Annotated in this window: 11 protein-coding genes; 7 read left to right on the plus strand and 4 right to left on the minus strand. The window is 69.5% G+C overall.

Annotated features, from left to right (window positions below; translation table 11 throughout):
* Positions 1-48: 48 nt before the first annotated feature.
* Both ppdK and AC3WRV_RS14185 read right to left on the minus strand, forming a co-directional pair.
* Positions 49-2,739, minus strand: a complete 2,691-nt coding sequence (gene ppdK, locus AC3WRV_RS14180) for a pyruvate, phosphate dikinase (protein WP_492313756.1) — start codon at positions 2,737-2,739, stop codon at positions 49-51.
* 194 nt (positions 2,740-2,933) lie between these two features.
* Positions 2,934-5,009 (minus strand): catalase, encoded by a 2,076-nt coding sequence (locus AC3WRV_RS14185; RefSeq protein WP_492313757.1) that lies wholly within the window; start codon positions 5,007-5,009, stop codon positions 2,934-2,936.
* A 171-nt stretch (positions 5,010-5,180) separates the two neighbouring features.
* On the opposite strand from AC3WRV_RS14185, the gene AC3WRV_RS14190 reads away from it, so the two are divergent.
* From AC3WRV_RS14190 to AC3WRV_RS14205, 4 genes are all read left to right on the plus strand, one after another.
* Entirely contained in the window at positions 5,181-6,260 is a 1,080-nt protein-coding gene (locus AC3WRV_RS14190; RefSeq protein WP_492313758.1) for a site-specific DNA-methyltransferase, read from the plus strand.
* A 101-nt stretch (positions 6,261-6,361) separates the two neighbouring features.
* Positions 6,362-8,416, plus strand: coding sequence for an alkaline phosphatase D family protein (locus AC3WRV_RS14195; protein WP_492313759.1), 2,055 nt, complete (start codon positions 6,362-6,364; stop codon positions 8,414-8,416).
* Between the two features lie 143 nt (positions 8,417-8,559).
* A complete protein-coding gene (locus AC3WRV_RS14200; RefSeq protein WP_492313760.1) occupies positions 8,560-9,672 on the plus strand; it encodes a glycosyltransferase family 4 protein in 1,113 nt (370 codons plus the stop codon).
* Positions 9,673-9,894: 222 nt separating this feature from the next.
* Positions 9,895-12,042, plus strand: coding sequence for an amylo-alpha-1,6-glucosidase (locus AC3WRV_RS14205; protein WP_492313761.1), 2,148 nt, complete (start codon positions 9,895-9,897; stop codon positions 12,040-12,042).
* Here AC3WRV_RS14205 and AC3WRV_RS14210 read toward each other — a convergent pair.
* Together AC3WRV_RS14210 and AC3WRV_RS14215 are read right to left on the minus strand one after the other, a co-directional pair.
* Positions 12,039-12,596: an isochorismatase family protein gene (locus AC3WRV_RS14210; RefSeq protein WP_492313762.1), complete on the minus strand. Its 558-nt coding sequence runs from the start codon at positions 12,594-12,596 to the stop codon at positions 12,039-12,041. The genes AC3WRV_RS14205 and AC3WRV_RS14210 overlap by 4 nt on opposite strands.
* On the minus strand, positions 12,593-13,627 hold the full coding sequence (locus tag AC3WRV_RS14215) for an A/G-specific adenine glycosylase (protein ID WP_492313763.1): 1,035 nt from the start codon (positions 13,625-13,627) through the stop codon (positions 12,593-12,595). Before AC3WRV_RS14215 ends, AC3WRV_RS14210 begins: the two co-directional genes overlap by 4 nt.
* Positions 13,628-13,648: 21 nt before the next feature.
* Here AC3WRV_RS14215 and AC3WRV_RS14220 point away from each other — a divergent pair, with 21 nt between their 5' ends.
* The 3 genes from AC3WRV_RS14220 to AC3WRV_RS14230 all read left to right on the plus strand — a co-directional run bounded on the left by AC3WRV_RS14220 (position 13,649) and on the right by AC3WRV_RS14230 (position 15,587).
* The gene (locus tag AC3WRV_RS14220; protein WP_291835991.1) at positions 13,649-14,206 is read left to right on the plus strand and encodes a DUF721 domain-containing protein; all 558 of its coding nucleotides are present in this window, start codon (positions 13,649-13,651) and stop codon (positions 14,204-14,206) included.
* 97 nt (positions 14,207-14,303) lie between these two features.
* Complete coding sequence (locus AC3WRV_RS14225) at positions 14,304-14,945, plus strand: thioredoxin domain-containing protein (RefSeq protein ID WP_291835994.1); 642 nt, start codon at positions 14,304-14,306, stop codon at positions 14,943-14,945.
* A 9-nt stretch (positions 14,946-14,954) separates the two neighbouring features.
* Positions 14,955-15,587, plus strand: a complete 633-nt coding sequence (locus AC3WRV_RS14230) for a thioredoxin domain-containing protein (RefSeq protein ID WP_492313764.1) — start codon at positions 14,955-14,957, stop codon at positions 15,585-15,587.
* Positions 15,588-15,595: the final 8 nt, after the last annotated feature.

Raw genomic sequence — 15,595 nt, forward strand, 5'->3', positions numbered from 1 at the left:
CGCGGAGAGCAGGCCCCTGACGATCCAGGCCTTGGCTACGGCCCAGCGTTACCGGTCTTTTTCGCGCTCGGTCCCCGCACGGGCGTGCAGGGCGGCTTGCGCCGCGGCCAGCCGGGCGATCGGCACGCGATAGGGCGAGCAGCTGACGTAGTTCAGGCCGACCTCCTCGCAGAAGGCGATCGAGGACGGGTCGCCGCCGTGTTCGCCGCAGATGCCCATCTTGATGTCGGACCGGACCGCCCCGCCCCGCTCGGCGGCGATGCGGATCAGGTCGCCGACGCCCTCCTGATCCAGGCGGACGAAGGGATCGGTCTCGAAGATGCCCTTGTCCATATAGGCCTGCAGGAAGCGGCCGGAGTCGTCGCGGCTGATGCCGAACGTGGTCTGGGTCAGGTCGTTGGTGCCGAAGCTGAAGAACTGGGCGTGTTCGGCTAGGTCGCCGGCGCGCAGCGCGGCGCGCGGCAGTTCGATCATGGTGCCGACCAGGTATTCGACCGTGTCGCCGGCTTCGGCGAAGACCGCTTGGGCCGTGCGGTCGGTCAGCTCGCGCAGGTATTTCATCTCCAGCCCGAGGGCGACCAGCGGGTGCATGATCTCCGGAATGGGGGCCACGCCCGAGCTCTTCTTCACCTCCAGCGCGGCCTCGATGACCGCCCGGACCTGCATCTCATAGATCTCGGGATAGGCGACGCCCAGGCGGCAGCCGCGGTGGCCCAGCATCGGATTGGTCTCGTGCAGCTCCTTGGCGCGGCGCTTCAGCTTGGCGGCGTCCAGGCCCGACCCGGCGGCCAGGGCGTCGATGTCCTCGTCGGTGTGCGGGATGAACTCGTGCAGCGGCGGGTCCAGCAGGCGAACCGTCACCGGCAACCCCGACATGATCTCGAACAGCTCGACGAAGTCGGCCTTCTGGAACGGCGCGATCTTGGCCAGCGCCAGGCGGCGTCCGGCCTCGTCGTCCGCCAGGATCATCTCGCGCACGGCGGCGATCCGGGTGTCGTCGAAGAACATGTGTTCGGTCCGGCACAGGCCGATGCCCTCGGCGCCGAAGCCGCGCGCGGTGCGGGCGTCCAGCGGGGTCTCGGCGTTGGCGCGGACCCGCAGGCGGCGGACCTTGTCGGCCCAGGCCATCAGGGTCTGGAAATCGCCCGTCAGCTCCGGCTCGATCATCGCGACAGCGCCCTCGAGCACCTCGCCCTTCGAGCCGTCGATGGTGATGATGTCGCCCGCCTTGAAGGTGCGCCCCCGGGCCGTGAAGGTCCCGGCCTTGTCGTTGATCGACAGCTCGTTGATGCCGCAGACGCAGGGACGACCCATGCCGCGCGCGACCACCGCCGCGTGGCTGGTCATGCCGCCGCGCGCCGTGACGATGCCCCGGGCGGCGTGCATGCCGTGGATGTCCTCGGGGCTGGTTTCCTCACGCACCAGGATGACCGCGTCGCCCAGCTGGGCCAGGCGTTCGGCCTCGTCGGCGTCGAAGACGATCTTGCCCGTGGCCGCGCCCGGCGAGGCCGGCAGGCCGGCGGCGACCACCTTGCGCTCGGCGTTCGGATCCAGGGTCGGGTGCAGCAGCTGGTCCAGGGCGGCGGGCTCGACCCGCGACACGGCCTCTTCCTGCGAGATCACGCCTTCGCTGGCCAGATCGACGGCGATCTTCAGCGCCGACTTGGCCGTGCGCTTGCCGTTCCGGGTCTGCAGCATCCACAGACGGCCCTGCTCGACGGTGAACTCGATGTCCTGCATGTCGCGGTAGTGGCTTTCCAGCCGCCCGACGACCTCGACGAACTGGCCGAAGACGACCGGCATGGCCTCTTCCATCGACAGCGCCGTCTCGCCCATCTCCTCGCGACCCGCCTTGGTCAGCGACTGCGGCGTGCGGATGCCGGCGACCACGTCCTCGCCCTGGGCGTTGATCAGGAACTCGCCGTACAACCGGGCTTCACCGGTCGACGGGTTGCGGGTGAAGGCCACGCCCGTCGCCGAGGTCTCGCCCATATTGCCGAACACCATCGACTGGATGTTCACCGCCGTGCCCCAGCTTTCGGGGATGTCGTGCATGCGGCGATAGAATTTGGCCCGGTCGTTCATCCAGCTGGCGAAGACGGCGCCGACGGCGCCCCACAGCTGGTCGTGCGGGTCCTGCGGGAAGGGCTGGCCCAGTTCGCGCTCGACCACAGCCTTGTAGTCGGCGACCACCTTCTCCCAGTCCTTGGCCGTCAGGTCGGTGTCGACCGTGACGCCCAGGCGATCCTTGTGATCGTCCAGCACGCCCTCGAAATCGTCATGGCCGAGGCCCAGCACCACGTTGGAGTACATGGTGATGAAGCGGCGGTAGCTGTCGAAGGCGAAGCGGCGGTCGCCGCTCAGCGCGGCCAGTCCCTCGACCGTCTCATCGTTGAGGCCCAGGTTCAGGACCGTGTCCATCATCCCCGGCATCGAGGCGCGGGCGCCCGAGCGGACCGAGACCAGCAGCGGGTTCTTCGCGTCCCCGAAGGTCTTGCCGACGATGCCCTCGACCTTGGCCAGCCCAGCCTTCACCTGGGCGGCGAGGTCGGCGGGATACGATTGCCCCTGCGCATAATAATGATTGCAGGCTTCGGTGGTGACCGTGAAGCCCGGCGGGACCGGCAGGCCCAGCGAGGACATCTCGGCCAGGTTCGCGCCCTTGCCGCCGAGAAGGTTCTTCATCGAAGCGTCGCCGTCGGCCGAGCCGCCGCCGAAACCGTACACCCACTGCGTCATAGACAGCCCCTGAACCGTGGTCTGTGCGCGGCGGATTCGCTCCGCTCGCGGCGTATGCGCCCCGCTTACCCCGCAAGGCGCGGCAAGGCGAGGCCGAGCGCGTAACAAAACGTGAGCGCCTGTGACGGTTCCGCCCGCAACGCGGTTCGCCCGCACTTTCCCGATACGGTGAAGATGCGGGCTTCCGCGCGGCCTCAGGCGAGCATGCGCACCTTGGGCTCGCGTTCCCATTGGCGGGTGCGCGCGGGTTCGAGCCAGGCGTCCACGCCATCCGCCAGATCGATCACCCCCGCATCCGCCACGACGCCGGCCTTGTCCAGCAGCGGCTGGGCTTCAGCCGTATGCCCGATCGCCTTCAGGTGACCGAAGGCATGGGCCGCGAAATCCACGGCGGCGCCTTCGTTCAACAGCGCCGCGCAGCCCGCCTCCGACAGCACCAGCGCAACGGCGTCGAACACGACGGACGGCGTCCCCGCCAGCTGTCCGTCGGCCTTCAGTTTCTTGCCGCCCTTCAGCTTCACGCCGCCGATCTTGGGAGCGACGATCTTGACCGTCGCACCCTCGGCCTCCGCCGCGGCCTTGACCGCGTCGATCACGGCGCCGTCCGCGCCGTCGGTGACGAGGATGCCCACGGCTCGCCCCTTCAGAGTATCGGGATATTTGCCGACGATGCGCAGGGCGGGCGAAGCGTCCATGTCGAACGGCGCGCTGGCGGCGTCATTGGCCCCCGGGAGCGGAACGTTCAGACCATCCGCGACCCGCGCGGCCAGGGTCTCGTCGATGTTGCGCAGGTTGCCCAGCACCCGATTGCGAACGTGGTCCATCGTTACCTTGGACAGTTCGAAGACCAGCGCGCTGGCGAGGTGGGCCTGCTCGATCTCGGTCTGTGACCGGAAGAAGAGGCGCGCCTGGCTGTAGTGATCGGCGAACCTGTCGGCCCGGATACGGATCTTGGCCGCCTCGACCGGCGCCGCGAAGCTGCGGAAGCCGCCCTTGGGGTCCTCGCGCGGGCCGCCCTCTTCCCCGGCGTCCGCCAGGCTATTGGGCTCATAGTTGGCGCGCCCCTTGGGCACGAAAGTCTGCATCTGACCGTCGCGCTGCAGGTTCTGGAACGGGCAGCCCCGGGCCTGATTGATCGGAATCTGATGGAAGTTCGGCGTGCCCAGCCGCGACAGTTGGGTGTCCTGATAGGAGAACAGCCGCCCCTGAAGCAGCGGATCTTCCGAGAAGTCGATGCCCGGGACGATATTGGTCGGCAGGAAGGCGACCTGTTCCGTCTCGGCGAAGAAATTATCGGGGTTTCGGTCCAGCACCATCCGGCCGACGATCCGTATCGGATAAAGCTCCTCTGGGATCAGCTTGGTCGCGTCCAGCACGTCGAAAGGCAGGGCGTCGGCCTCTTCCTGCGTCAGCAACTGGACGCCGAACTCCCACTCGGGGAAGTCGCCCTTGTCGATGGCCTCGAACAGATCGCGGCGGTGGAAGTCGGGATCGGCGCCGGCGATCTTCACCGCTTCGTCCCAGCAGGTCGACTGCGTGCCCAGCTTGGGACGCCAGTGGAATTTGACCAACGTCGCATCGCCCGCCGCGTTGATCAGACGGAAGGTGTTGACCCCGAACCCCTCCATCATGCGCAGCGAGCGCGGGATGGTCCGGTCCGACATGGCCCACATGATCATGTGGCTCGATTCCGGCATCAGGCCGACGAAGTCCCAGAAGGTGTCGTGGGCGCTGGCCGCCTGCGGGTAACCCCGGTCCGCCTCCATCTTCACCGCATGGATCAGGTCCGGAAACTTGATCGCATCCTGGATGAAGAAGACCGGGATGTTGTTGCCCACGAGGTCCCAGTTGCCCTCGACCGTATACATCTTGACCGCGAAGCCCCGGACATCGCGCGGCGTGTCCACCGATCCGGCCCCACCGGCGACCGTCGAAAAGCGGGTGAACAGCTCCGTCTTCTTGCCGACCTCCGTCAGGATCTTCGCGGTGGTGAAGTCGGCGAGGCTTTCCGTCAGTTCGAAGAAGCCGTGCGCGGCCGAGCCCCGAGCGTGGACGATCCGCTCGGGGATCCGCTCGTGGTCGAAATGCTGGATCTTCTCGCGCAGGACGAAGTCTTCCAGCAGGGAAGGCCCCCGCGGACCGGCCTTGAGGGAGTTCTGGTTGTCGCTGACCGGCACGCCGTGATTTGTGGTCAGGCGAGTCTCGGGCGTGGACGCGGATTGATGGGTCTCGCCCCCGGTTCCGGGCGAGAGGGTTTTCGAAGCGGCCATGTCGAGAAGTCCTGACGGTAAGGGATGAGCTGACAGCCCAACGCCCCCGCACCGGCAAAGCCCCAGCTTGGCCTTGGCTTATTTCGAGGCGACGAGCCGACTCGCCGGTTACCCCGCCTTAACCGTAAGGATTCACCCTGTCGGTTCTCATTGTGCCGGGGCCGCGTTTCCATGTCCGAACTCAAGACCGACGTCATCCACCGGGGCGACTGCATCGAGGTGCTGCGTTCGCTGCCGGACGCCTCGGTCGACATGGTCTTCGCCGACCCGCCCTATAACCTCCAGCTGGGTGGCGACCTGCTGCGCCCCGACAACTCCAAGGTCGATGCGGTCGATGACGACTGGGACAAGTTCGACAGCTTCGCCGAGTACGACGCCTTCACCCGCGCCTGGCTGAAAGAGTGCCGCCGCGTGCTGAAGCCGGAAGGCTCCATCTGGGTGATCGGCAGCTATCATAACGTCTTCCGCCTGGGCACCGCGATCCAGGACCTGGGTTTCTGGGTGCTGAACGACATCATCTGGCGCAAGTCGAACCCGATGCCGAACTTCAAGGGCACCCGGTTCACCAACGCCCACGAGACCCTGATCTGGGCCGCCCGTAGCCGCGAGCAGAAGCGCTACACCTTCAACTACGACGCCCTGAAGGCCTTCAACGAAGACACCCAGATGCGCTCGGACTGGACGCTGGCCCTGTGCACCGGCGAGGAGCGGATCAAGGACGCCGACGGCAAGAAGGCCCATCCGACCCAGAAGCCCGAGGCCCTGCTGCACCGCGTTCTGCTGTCGGCGACCAAGCCGGGCGACGTGGTGCTGGATCCCTTCTTCGGCACCGGCACCACCGGCGCCGCCGCCAAGCGGCTGGGCCGCCACTTCATCGGCATCGAGCGGGACGAGACCTACGCCGATGTCGCCGAGAAGCGCATCAAGGCCGTCATCCCGGCCGCGCCGGAAGACCTGGCCGTCATGGGCTCCAAGCGCAACGAGCCCAAGGTGCCGTTCGGCGCCCTGGTCGAGGCCGGCCTGCTGCGTCCGGGCGACCGCCTGTACTGCCCCAAGGGCGAGCGCGAGGCCCGCGTCCGCGCCGACGGCTCGCTGGTCTCCGGCGAACTGAGCGGCTCGATCCACAAGATGGGCGCCCTGTTCGAGAACGCCCCGGCCTGCAACGGCTGGACCTACTGGCGGTTCAAGTCGGACCAGGGCCTGCGCTCGATCGACGCCCTGCGCGCCGAAATCCGCGCCGGGATGCAGTAGGCCGCTCGCGCCGAGCCGCTCCGGAAACGGGCGACCCGCGTTACGAGACTGTAAGTTGACCGGTCGTCGCGGCGAGCGCCTGCTCGCCGCGGGAGGACGACATGGACAAGGTCTCACTGTCGCGGCGCGCGTTCGCCGCCCAGGCTGCTGCGCTGGGCGCGGCGCTGGCGTTCCGACCGACGTCCGCGCGGGCTGCGCCGGTCCCGCGCGGCGAACGTCGCGACCTGTTTCCCCACGGCGTCGCCTCGGGCGATCCCCGGGCGGACAGCGTGATCCTGTGGACGCGCCGCCAGCCGGACGAGGGCGCGGCGTCCCACCGCCTGACGGTCGAGGTCGCCGACGATCCCGCGTTCGCGCGGGTGGTCGCGCGCGGCGACGTCGCCGTGACCCCGGCGACCGACTGGACCTGCCGCTTCCTGGCCGCGGGACTGAGGCCGGCGCGGGAGTACTGGTACCGCTTCATCGACGAGGCGGGGAACGCCAGCCGCGTCGGGCGCACCCTGACGGCGCCGGCGGACGACGACGACCGGCCGGTGACGTTCGCCTTCGTCAGCTGCCAGGACGTCACCCAGGGCGCCCTGAACGCCTATCGCCGCATGATCCACGAGGACGCGCGCCGACCGCGCGCCGAGCAGCTGGGCTTCGTCCTGCATCTGGGCGACTTCATCTATGAACTGGTCTGGTATCCCGAGGAACGGCCGAACGGCGTGGAGCGCGGCCGGCGCCTGCGCGACATCGTGCGTTACCCGACCGGCGAGAAGGTCAGCACCTTCCACATCCCGGCGAACCTTGACGACTACCGCACGGCCTACAAGGGCTATCTGTCGGACCCCGACCTGCAGGACGCCCGGGCCCGGTGGCCGTTCGTTCCCGTCTGGGACAATCACGAGTTCAACTGGCGCTCCTACCAGAGCCAGCAGATCATCAACGGCGAGATCCGGCCGGCCCAGACGCTGAAGGTCGCGGCCAGCCAGGCCTGGTACGAGTACCAGCCCGCGCGCGTCCGCAAACCCGGCGCCGGCGACGTCTTCGAGGCGCCGCCGGTCGAGAACAAGCCGCTGGCCGAGCTGGACGCGCGGGGCGTCGGGCTGGAGCCCAACAATCTGGCCGCGATCAGGGCGCTGCAGATCCAGCGGGCGTTCCGGTACGGCAAGAACGTCGACATGATCCTGACCGACAATCGGTCGTTCGGGTCGCCGGGCGGCAGCTATGAGGGACTTCCGGCGATCAAGTTCGGCGCCATGCCCGAACAGATGCTTGAAGCCCTGGATCAGGCCCGCGACTACGCGGGCGGCCATCCGCCGGCCGTCATTCACGTCGGCGACGATATCGAGTTTCCCAATCCGCACATGGATGCGCCGCCGGAAGCCTACCTCGGCCTTGAGCAGATGGCCTGGTTCAAGGACCGGCTTCGCGCCGCCCAGGCCCCGTGGAAGATCTGGGGTCATTCCTTCGGCACGCTGACGGGCCGCACCGATCCCCAGAACCTGCCCGAAGCGTTCGCGGACCAGTGGCCGAAGGGCGCAGGGTATGGCGTGACGACCGGCGCCTACGGCCTCGAGCACGGCGAGGTCTTCGACATGGTCCGCCAGGAAGGGATCACGGGCTTCACCATCGTCGCGGGCGACCGGCATGCCTTCTGGGCCGGCTATCCCTCCAAGACCCTGCCGCCGCGCGCCTTCGATCCGGTCGGCGTGGAGTTCGTCACCGGCTCGATCTCGGCCCAGACCCTGAGCGAGGTCCAGCAGCTGACCATGCCGAAGGACCGTCCCTTGCGGGCGCTCAATATCCACGACCGGCCCGACGGCGCGATGGAGTGCAGCTGGAACATGACCCTGATGCACGGGGTGCGGTCGTCGCTGGTCCTGAAGGAGACGGGAGATCCCGCCCAGGCGCGCGCGGCGAGCAATCCCGAGCTGGCCCCGCACCTCGAATTCCTGGACTACGCCGGCCACGGCTACACGACGGTGCGGGCCTCGCCGGATGAACTGGAAACCGAATTCGTCTGCATGCCCATACCGCTGGAGCGCGCCGAGACGGACGACGGCGGACCGCTGCGCTATCGCGTGGTTCACCGCGTCTCGCTTTGGAAGGCGGGGGAACGTCCAGAGCTGAGGCAGGACGTCCTGGAAGGCGACCCGGGGCTGGCGGTCTAACCGTCGGAGAAATGTGCGGTATCCGACATTGAGCGCGCCGTAACCTGCGCAGTTTGCACAGGAAAAATCCGCGTTCGCGGAACTTCGCACTTGCGAGACAGTTGGACAATCCGGCGCCCCGTCGGGTGTCGGGAACCTGAGCCATGAAGATCGCGCAAGTCACGCCGCTGTACGAAGCCGTGCCGCCCAAGCTCTACGGCGGAACCGAACGGGTCGTCGCCCATCTGACCGACGCCCTGGTCGATTTGGGGCACGACGTCACCCTGTTCGCCTCCGCCGAGGCCGAGACCCGGGCGCGGCTGGTCCCGGTGCGCGACCAGGCGATCCGCCTGGACCCCGCGCCGCTGAAATCCGACCTCGCCGCCCACATGACCATGCTGGCCGAGGTGCTGAAGCGCGCCGACGACTTCGACATCATCCACTTCCACACCGACATGATCCACTTCCCGTTCTTCGAGCGGTGGGCGGACAAGACCGTCACCACCCTGCACGGACGGCTGGATCTCAAGGACCTGGCCGGGGTCTACCAGCGCTGGCCGCAGTTCGGCCTGGTGTCGATCTCCGACGACCAGCGCCGCCCCCTGCCCTTCGCCGGCTGGAAGGCCACGGTGCATCATGGCATGCCGGCGGACCTCTACGTCTTCAACGACAGGCCCGAGGGCTATCTCGCCTTCCTCGGCCGCATCTCGCCCGAGAAGCGCCCGGACCGGGCCATCGAGATCGCCACGCGGCTGGGCAAGCCGCTGAAGATGGCGGCCAAGGTCGACGCCGCGGACGCCGCCTATTGGGAAACCGTCATCCGGCCGATGGTCGAGGCCAACCCGCTGGTCGAGTTCATCGGCGAGATCGGCGACCACCAGAAGTCGGCCTTCCTGGGCGGGGCCGAGGCCCTGCTGTTCCCCATCGACTGGCCCGAGCCCTTCGGCCTGGTGATGATCGAGGCCATGGCCTGCGGCACGCCGGTGGTCGCCTTCCGCTGCGGCTCGACGCCCGAGATCATCGAGGACGGCGAGACCGGCTTCCTGGTCGACACCCTGGAGCAGGCCGTGGCCGCCGCCGGCCGTGCGCACCTGCTGGATCGCGAGGCCATCCGGGCGCGGTTCGAGCTGCGCTTCTCATCCACAGCCATGGCCCGCCGCTATCTGGACGTCTATGGCGACCTGCTGGCACGCCGCCCCTTCGCGGAACCGCCGCTGGACGACGTGGTCAGGCCCCTTCGCCTGACCGAGGACCGCACTTTCGCGGCCTCCGCCTGAACCCCGACGCGGGTTCGTCCATTATCCCAACCAGAGCCTGATCGGGTGAGAGGGATCGCTTCGCGGTCCATCGATGCCGTGAATCAGGCTCTCGCTTGATGCTGGAGCGAAATCTGAACTCGGATGCGAACGCATCCGAACCGATTTCGCTCTGGCGGCCATCAAGCGCCCGCATTCGGATGGAAGGCTCGGGCCTGACCTGAACCGCCGTCGAGGAGCCTCATGGACGACGCCTATTCGGTCCAGACGACCGCCGCCGACGGCGGGGAAGCCGACGGCCTCGAGCAGTTGATGGCGCTCAAGGACGCCGACACCTTCTGCGTGGCCGATCACTGGGGCGACCTGAAGGGCGGGGCCGACGGCCTGTTCGACCATGACACCCGCCTGCTGTCCCGCTTCGTGATGACCGTGGGCGGCGTCCGGCCCTCGCGGCTCAGTTCGGGCGTCAGCCAGGACAACGTCTTCTTCATCTGCCACACGACCAACCGTCCCCTGCCCCCCATGGGCGGGCGTTCGGCCCCGGCGGGGGTGCTGCACATCGAGCGACGGCGCTTCATCTGGGACCGGCGGCTGTTCGAACGGGTGCGGATGGTCAACCACGGCGTCGAGGACGTGCTGCTGCCGCTGGGCTTCGAGTTCGGCGCCGACTTCGCCGACATCTTCCAGGTGCGCGGCACGCCCCGGCTGAAGCGCGGCGCGTCCGAGGCCCCGACCCACGACGGCCGCCGCGTCACCTTCGCCTACACCGGGTTGGATAAGGTCGAACGTACGAGTTGCCTCGCCTTCTCCGAGCCGCCCGCCCGGCTGACCGGCGCCCGCGCGGACTTCATGTTCAGCCTGCCCATGGGCAAGCGGGTCGATCTCTACATCGAATGCGGCCTCGACAGCTGCGACCAGCCGGACGAGGCGCGGTTCCGCCTGAACGCCATTGAGGCGCGGCTGGCGATGCGCCGCCGCCGCCGCCGGGGCGCCTCGCTGCGGGGCCCACGCAGCCCACGCTTCAACGACTGGCTGGACCAGAGCCGCGCCGACGTCGCCCTGCTGACCACCGACCTGCCCACCGGCCCCTATCCCTATGCGGGGGTGCCGTGGTTCTCGACGCCGTTCGGACGCGACGGGATCATCACCGCCTGGCAGATGCTGTGGCTGGACCCGTCGCTGGCCAAGGGAGTGCTGACCTATCTGGCGAAGCGTCAGGCGACCGAGACCTCGGCCTTCCAGGACTCGGCTCCCGGCAAGATCATGCACGAGACCCGCGGCGGCGAGATGAGCGGCCTCGGCGAGGTGCCGTTCGGCCTCTATTACGGCGGGGTCGACACCACCTGCCTGTTCGTCGCGCTGGCCGGGGCCTACGCCCGCCGCACGGGCGATTTCGAGCTGATCCGAACCCTGTGGCCCAATCTGATCGCCGCCATCGGCTGGATGAAGGACTACGGCGACATCCAGAAGAACGGCCTGATCAGCTACCAGCGCGGCGCCGACACCGGCCTGTCCAACCAGGGCTGGAAGGACAGCGAGGACTCCATCTTCCACGCCGACGGCCGCTTCCCCCAGGGGCCCATCGCCCTGCTGGAGGTGCAGGGCTACGCCTACGCCGCCTGGCAGGCCATGGCCGATCTGGCGAAGACGCTGGGCGATGACCGGCAGGCCGAATGGGCCGCCCGCGCCGAAGATGTGCGCGCCCTGGTCGAGGACCGGTTCTGGATGGAGGACGAGGGCTTCTACGCCATCGCCCTGGACGGCGACGGGGCGCAGTGCCGGGCCATCGGCTCGAACGCCGGGCACCTGCTGTTCACAGGCCTGCCGTCCCGGGAAAGAGCGCTGAAGGTGACGAAGCGGCTGCTGTCGGCCGAGTTCCGCTCGGGCTGGGGCGTTCGGACTCTGGCCACGGGTCAGGCCCGCTTCAATCCGATGAGCTATCACGACGGCTCGGTCTGGCCCCACGACACCGCCATGGCGGCGGCGGGCATGGCCCGCTATGGCGAGCGCCGCGCGGTTGCCCTGCTGCTGGGCGAGATCTATGCGGCGGCGGCCCATTTCCGTCTGCGCCTGCCCGAGCTGTTCTGCGGCTTCGAACGCGCGACGGGAGAGCCGCCCATCGCCTATCCGGTCGCCTGCCTGCCCCAGGCCTGGGCGGCGGGCTCGGTCTTCCTGATGCTGCAGGCGGCGCTGGGAGTGAACATCGACGCCGTCGAGGGCGTGGTCGAGATCGACGATCCGGTCCTGCCCGCCGGCATCGACCGGCTGAACGTCACGGGCCTGCAGGTCGGCGACGGCCTCGTGGACCTGACCTTCCAGCAGCTTGGAAACCGGACGGTGGCCATGCCCCGTCGGCGCGAGGGCGCTGTGAAGGTGCGGACCCTGGGCTAGGCGGGCGGGCCGAAGACCACCTCGTCCGCCGCGCCCGGGATCACGATCTCGTCGCCCAGCGACCATTCGGCGGCGCGGGCGGCCAGGGCCGCGGGCACGCCGGGCGATCCGCCGGGACCGGGCGGCACGTCGTAGGTCGCGTGCGCGTCGTGGGGCAGCAGCACCGTGAAACCGCGGTCCAGGGCGGCGCGCGCCGTGGCCGCCACGCACATCTCGGACAGCACGCCGCACAGGGCGATCGCCTCGACGGACCGTTCCCTCAGCAGGGCTTCCAGCGCCGTCCCTTCGAAGCCGTCGTCGTCCGTCTTGCGCAGCACGATCTCGCCGGGCCGGACGTCGAGGGCCAGCGCCCAGCCGTCGGTCCCGGGCTGATCCGGCGCGCCCTCGGGGCCGTCGTTCTGCAGGAAGATCACCGGCGCGCCCGCCGCGCGGGCTCTCTCCAGCAGCACGCCCACCGCCCCCATGAGCGCCTGATGCCCGGGAACGGCGTCGGCGCCGATCACAAAGGCCCGCTGGACGTCGATGACGATCAGGGCGTGAGCGGTGTCGGTCATGGTGCGCCCAATCCTCTCTCCAGCGCCTTCCGGAACACGGTCGGCAGCGCGCCCAGCGCCTCCTCCACCGGCGTCCAGACGAAGTCACCGCTCCCCTCAGCGACCCGCACCTCCAGCGTCAGGCTGAAATGGGTGAAGACATGCTCGACGAACCCCGCCTCGCGCCAGTCCGCCGCCACCGGCGGCGCCAAGCCCGGCGCGGCGCTCCAGTCCGAGGTCGGCAGGCCCAGCATTCCGCCCAGCAGTCCCTTGTCCGGCCGCCGGACCAGCGCCACCCGCCCCCGCCCGTCGCGCAGCACCCAGGCGACGCCGGACCGATGCGGCCGCTCGGCCTTCTTCAGCTTCAGCGGATAGCGCTCCGGCTGACCGGAGGCATGGCCGGCGCACCAGGCCGTCACGGGACAGTCCCCGCACAGCGGCGACTTCGGACGGCAGATGGTCGCGCCCAGGTCCATCAGGGCCTGCGCCCAGTCGCCGGGCCGTTGGTCCCGCACCAGCGATCCGGCCAGCCTTCGCAGTTCGGGGCGGGCGGCGGGCAGCGGGGTCTCCACCGCGAACAGGCGTGACGTCACCCGCTCGACATTGCCGTCCACCACATTGGCGGCTTCCCCGAAGGCGATGGCGGCCACGGCGGCGGCGGTATAGGCGCCCACTCCCGGCAGGGCCAGCAGCCCCGCCTCCGTGTCCGGGAAGGTCCCGCCGTGCGCCCCCGCCACCGCCCGGGCGCAGGCCAGGAGGTTGCGGGCGCGGGCGTAGTAGCCCAACCCCGCCCAGGCGGCCATGACCTCGCCGTCCTCGGCCGCCGCCAGATCGGAAACGGTCGGCCAGCGGGTCGTGAAGGTCAGGAAATAAGGCGTGGCGTGCGGCGTCGTGGTCTGCTGCAGCATCACCTCGGACAGCCACACCCGATAGGGATCGGGCCGCGCCGCCGTTCCCGGCGGCGACCGCCAGACCAACGCGCGCGCATGGGCGTCGTACCAGTCCAGCAGGGCGCGGCGGATCTCGGGAACGTCTGCGGGGACGGAAGCCATCGTCCGCGCTATAACCCGGAAATGCGCCGCCCGCTGCCCACCGAAGCCGAAGCCCGGGAAATCCTGTCCCGACGCCGCACGCGCCCGGCCCCGCGCCCGGCGCCCAAGGCGGGCCGCGCGCTGCAGGGGCTGATCAAGGAGCTGGACGGCAAGCTTGGGCGCGGCGCCGGCGCGCTGGAGCCCCGCTGGCGCGAGATCGTCGGTGAACGACTGGCCCGCGTCACCCGCCCGCAGAAACTGACCAAGGGCCGGGGCGAGAACGGCGGAACCCTGGAACTCCGCGTCGCCGGTCCGGCGGCCCTGCTGGTCCAGCACCAGTCCGAAGAGATCCTGCAGCGGGTGAACCTGTTCCTCGGGCCGGGCACGGTCGAGAAGCTGCGCATCGCCCAGGGGCCGGTGAAGCCCCTGCCCGACAGTCCAGTCCTCCCCGCCCGCAAGGCCGCGGCCGCAGCCCCCCTGCCCGCCCATCAGGAAGCCGAGCTCAAGGCCTCCGTCGCCGCCGCCCCCGACGCGCTGAAGGGCGCGCTGGAAAGGCTGGGCCGCGTCATTCTTGGGGATCGCGGCGAAGGGCGGCGTTGACAAAACTTCGCCGCACCTGTTCTCGAAAACCACGGCAGCGCGACTTTGCGGGGAATCGCGCGATGCTCCGAAATCCCGTCGAGGTGAGGAAGATCCCATGAAGCTCCGTTACGCCGACATGAGCCGCCGCGCGGCGATGACCGCCGCGGCCCTCGCGGCCATGGCGACCCTGGCCGGCTGCACCGGCAACGCCGGCGCCCCCGCCGACGGCGACATGGCCCTGGGCGCCGCCGAAGGCGCCAAGGTCACCGTCATCGAATACGCCTCGGTCACCTGCCCCCACTGCGCCGCCTGGCAGCAGGAGACCTGGCCCGGCTTCAAGGCCAAGTATGTCGACACCCAGAAGGTCCGCTACGTCTTCCGCGAACTGCGCACCCCGCCGGCCAACGTCGCCGGCGCCGGCTTCTCGGTCGCGCGCTGCGCCGGCGAGGACAAGTATTTCGACGTGGTCCACGAGCTGATGGCCAACCTCGCCGAACTGCAGGGCCCGGATCCCCGCAGCACCCTCTACCGGATCGGCAACGGCGCCGGCCTGTCGAACCAGCAGATCGAGGCCTGCATCAAGGACCCGGCCAACCTGAAGGCCGGCGACGACCGCGACCGCGCCGCCCAGCGCAACGGCGTGACGGGCACCCCGACCTTCCTGGTCAACGGCGTGACCGTGATCACCCCCGGCTCGAACAGCGGCGCCTCGCTGGCCGACCTCTCGACGGCGATCGACGCCGCCCTGGCCAAGTAAGGACAGGCCGTGACGGCGCTCCGGCGATCCCTGCTGCTTGCGGCGCTGGCTCTGCTGGCGCCCATCGCGACGGCCTCCGCGCCGTCGCGGGCGGCGGCGACCGAGCCGGTGCCGCCCGTCACGGCGTCCGACCGCGTGCTGGGCCGGGCCGACGCGCCGGTGACGGTGATCGAGTACGCCTCCTTCACCTGCCACCACTGCGCGGACTGGCACCAGTTCGTCTTCCCGCTGTTCAAGCAGCGCCTGATCGACACCGGCCAGGTGCGGTTCGTCTTCCGCAACCTGCCGACCGATCCGGAACAGCTGTCCATGCCCGCCGCGGCCCTGGCCCGGTGCGCGGCGACGGACAAATTCTTCGACGTCGCCTCGGTCCTGATGAGCGGCCAGGCCGCCCTGCTGCGCGGCGGCAAGCAGGAAGACTGGTACGACCCGGCCATCGCCGCCAGCGGCCGCACCCGGGCCCAGATCGACGCCTGCGTGAACCTGCCCGCCACCCGGACGGCGCTCCAGCGCGATATCGACGGCGCCATCGCCGCCGACGCCACCACCACCCCGGCCTTCTTCGTCAACGGCCGCCGCGTGACCGACCGCTCCCTGGGCGGTCTGGAGGTCGCTGTCCGCGCGGCCGCCGCGGCCCGCTAGAGCCCCGC

This window comes from Brevundimonas sp. EU05-FHT14B11 (assembly GCF_058790835.1).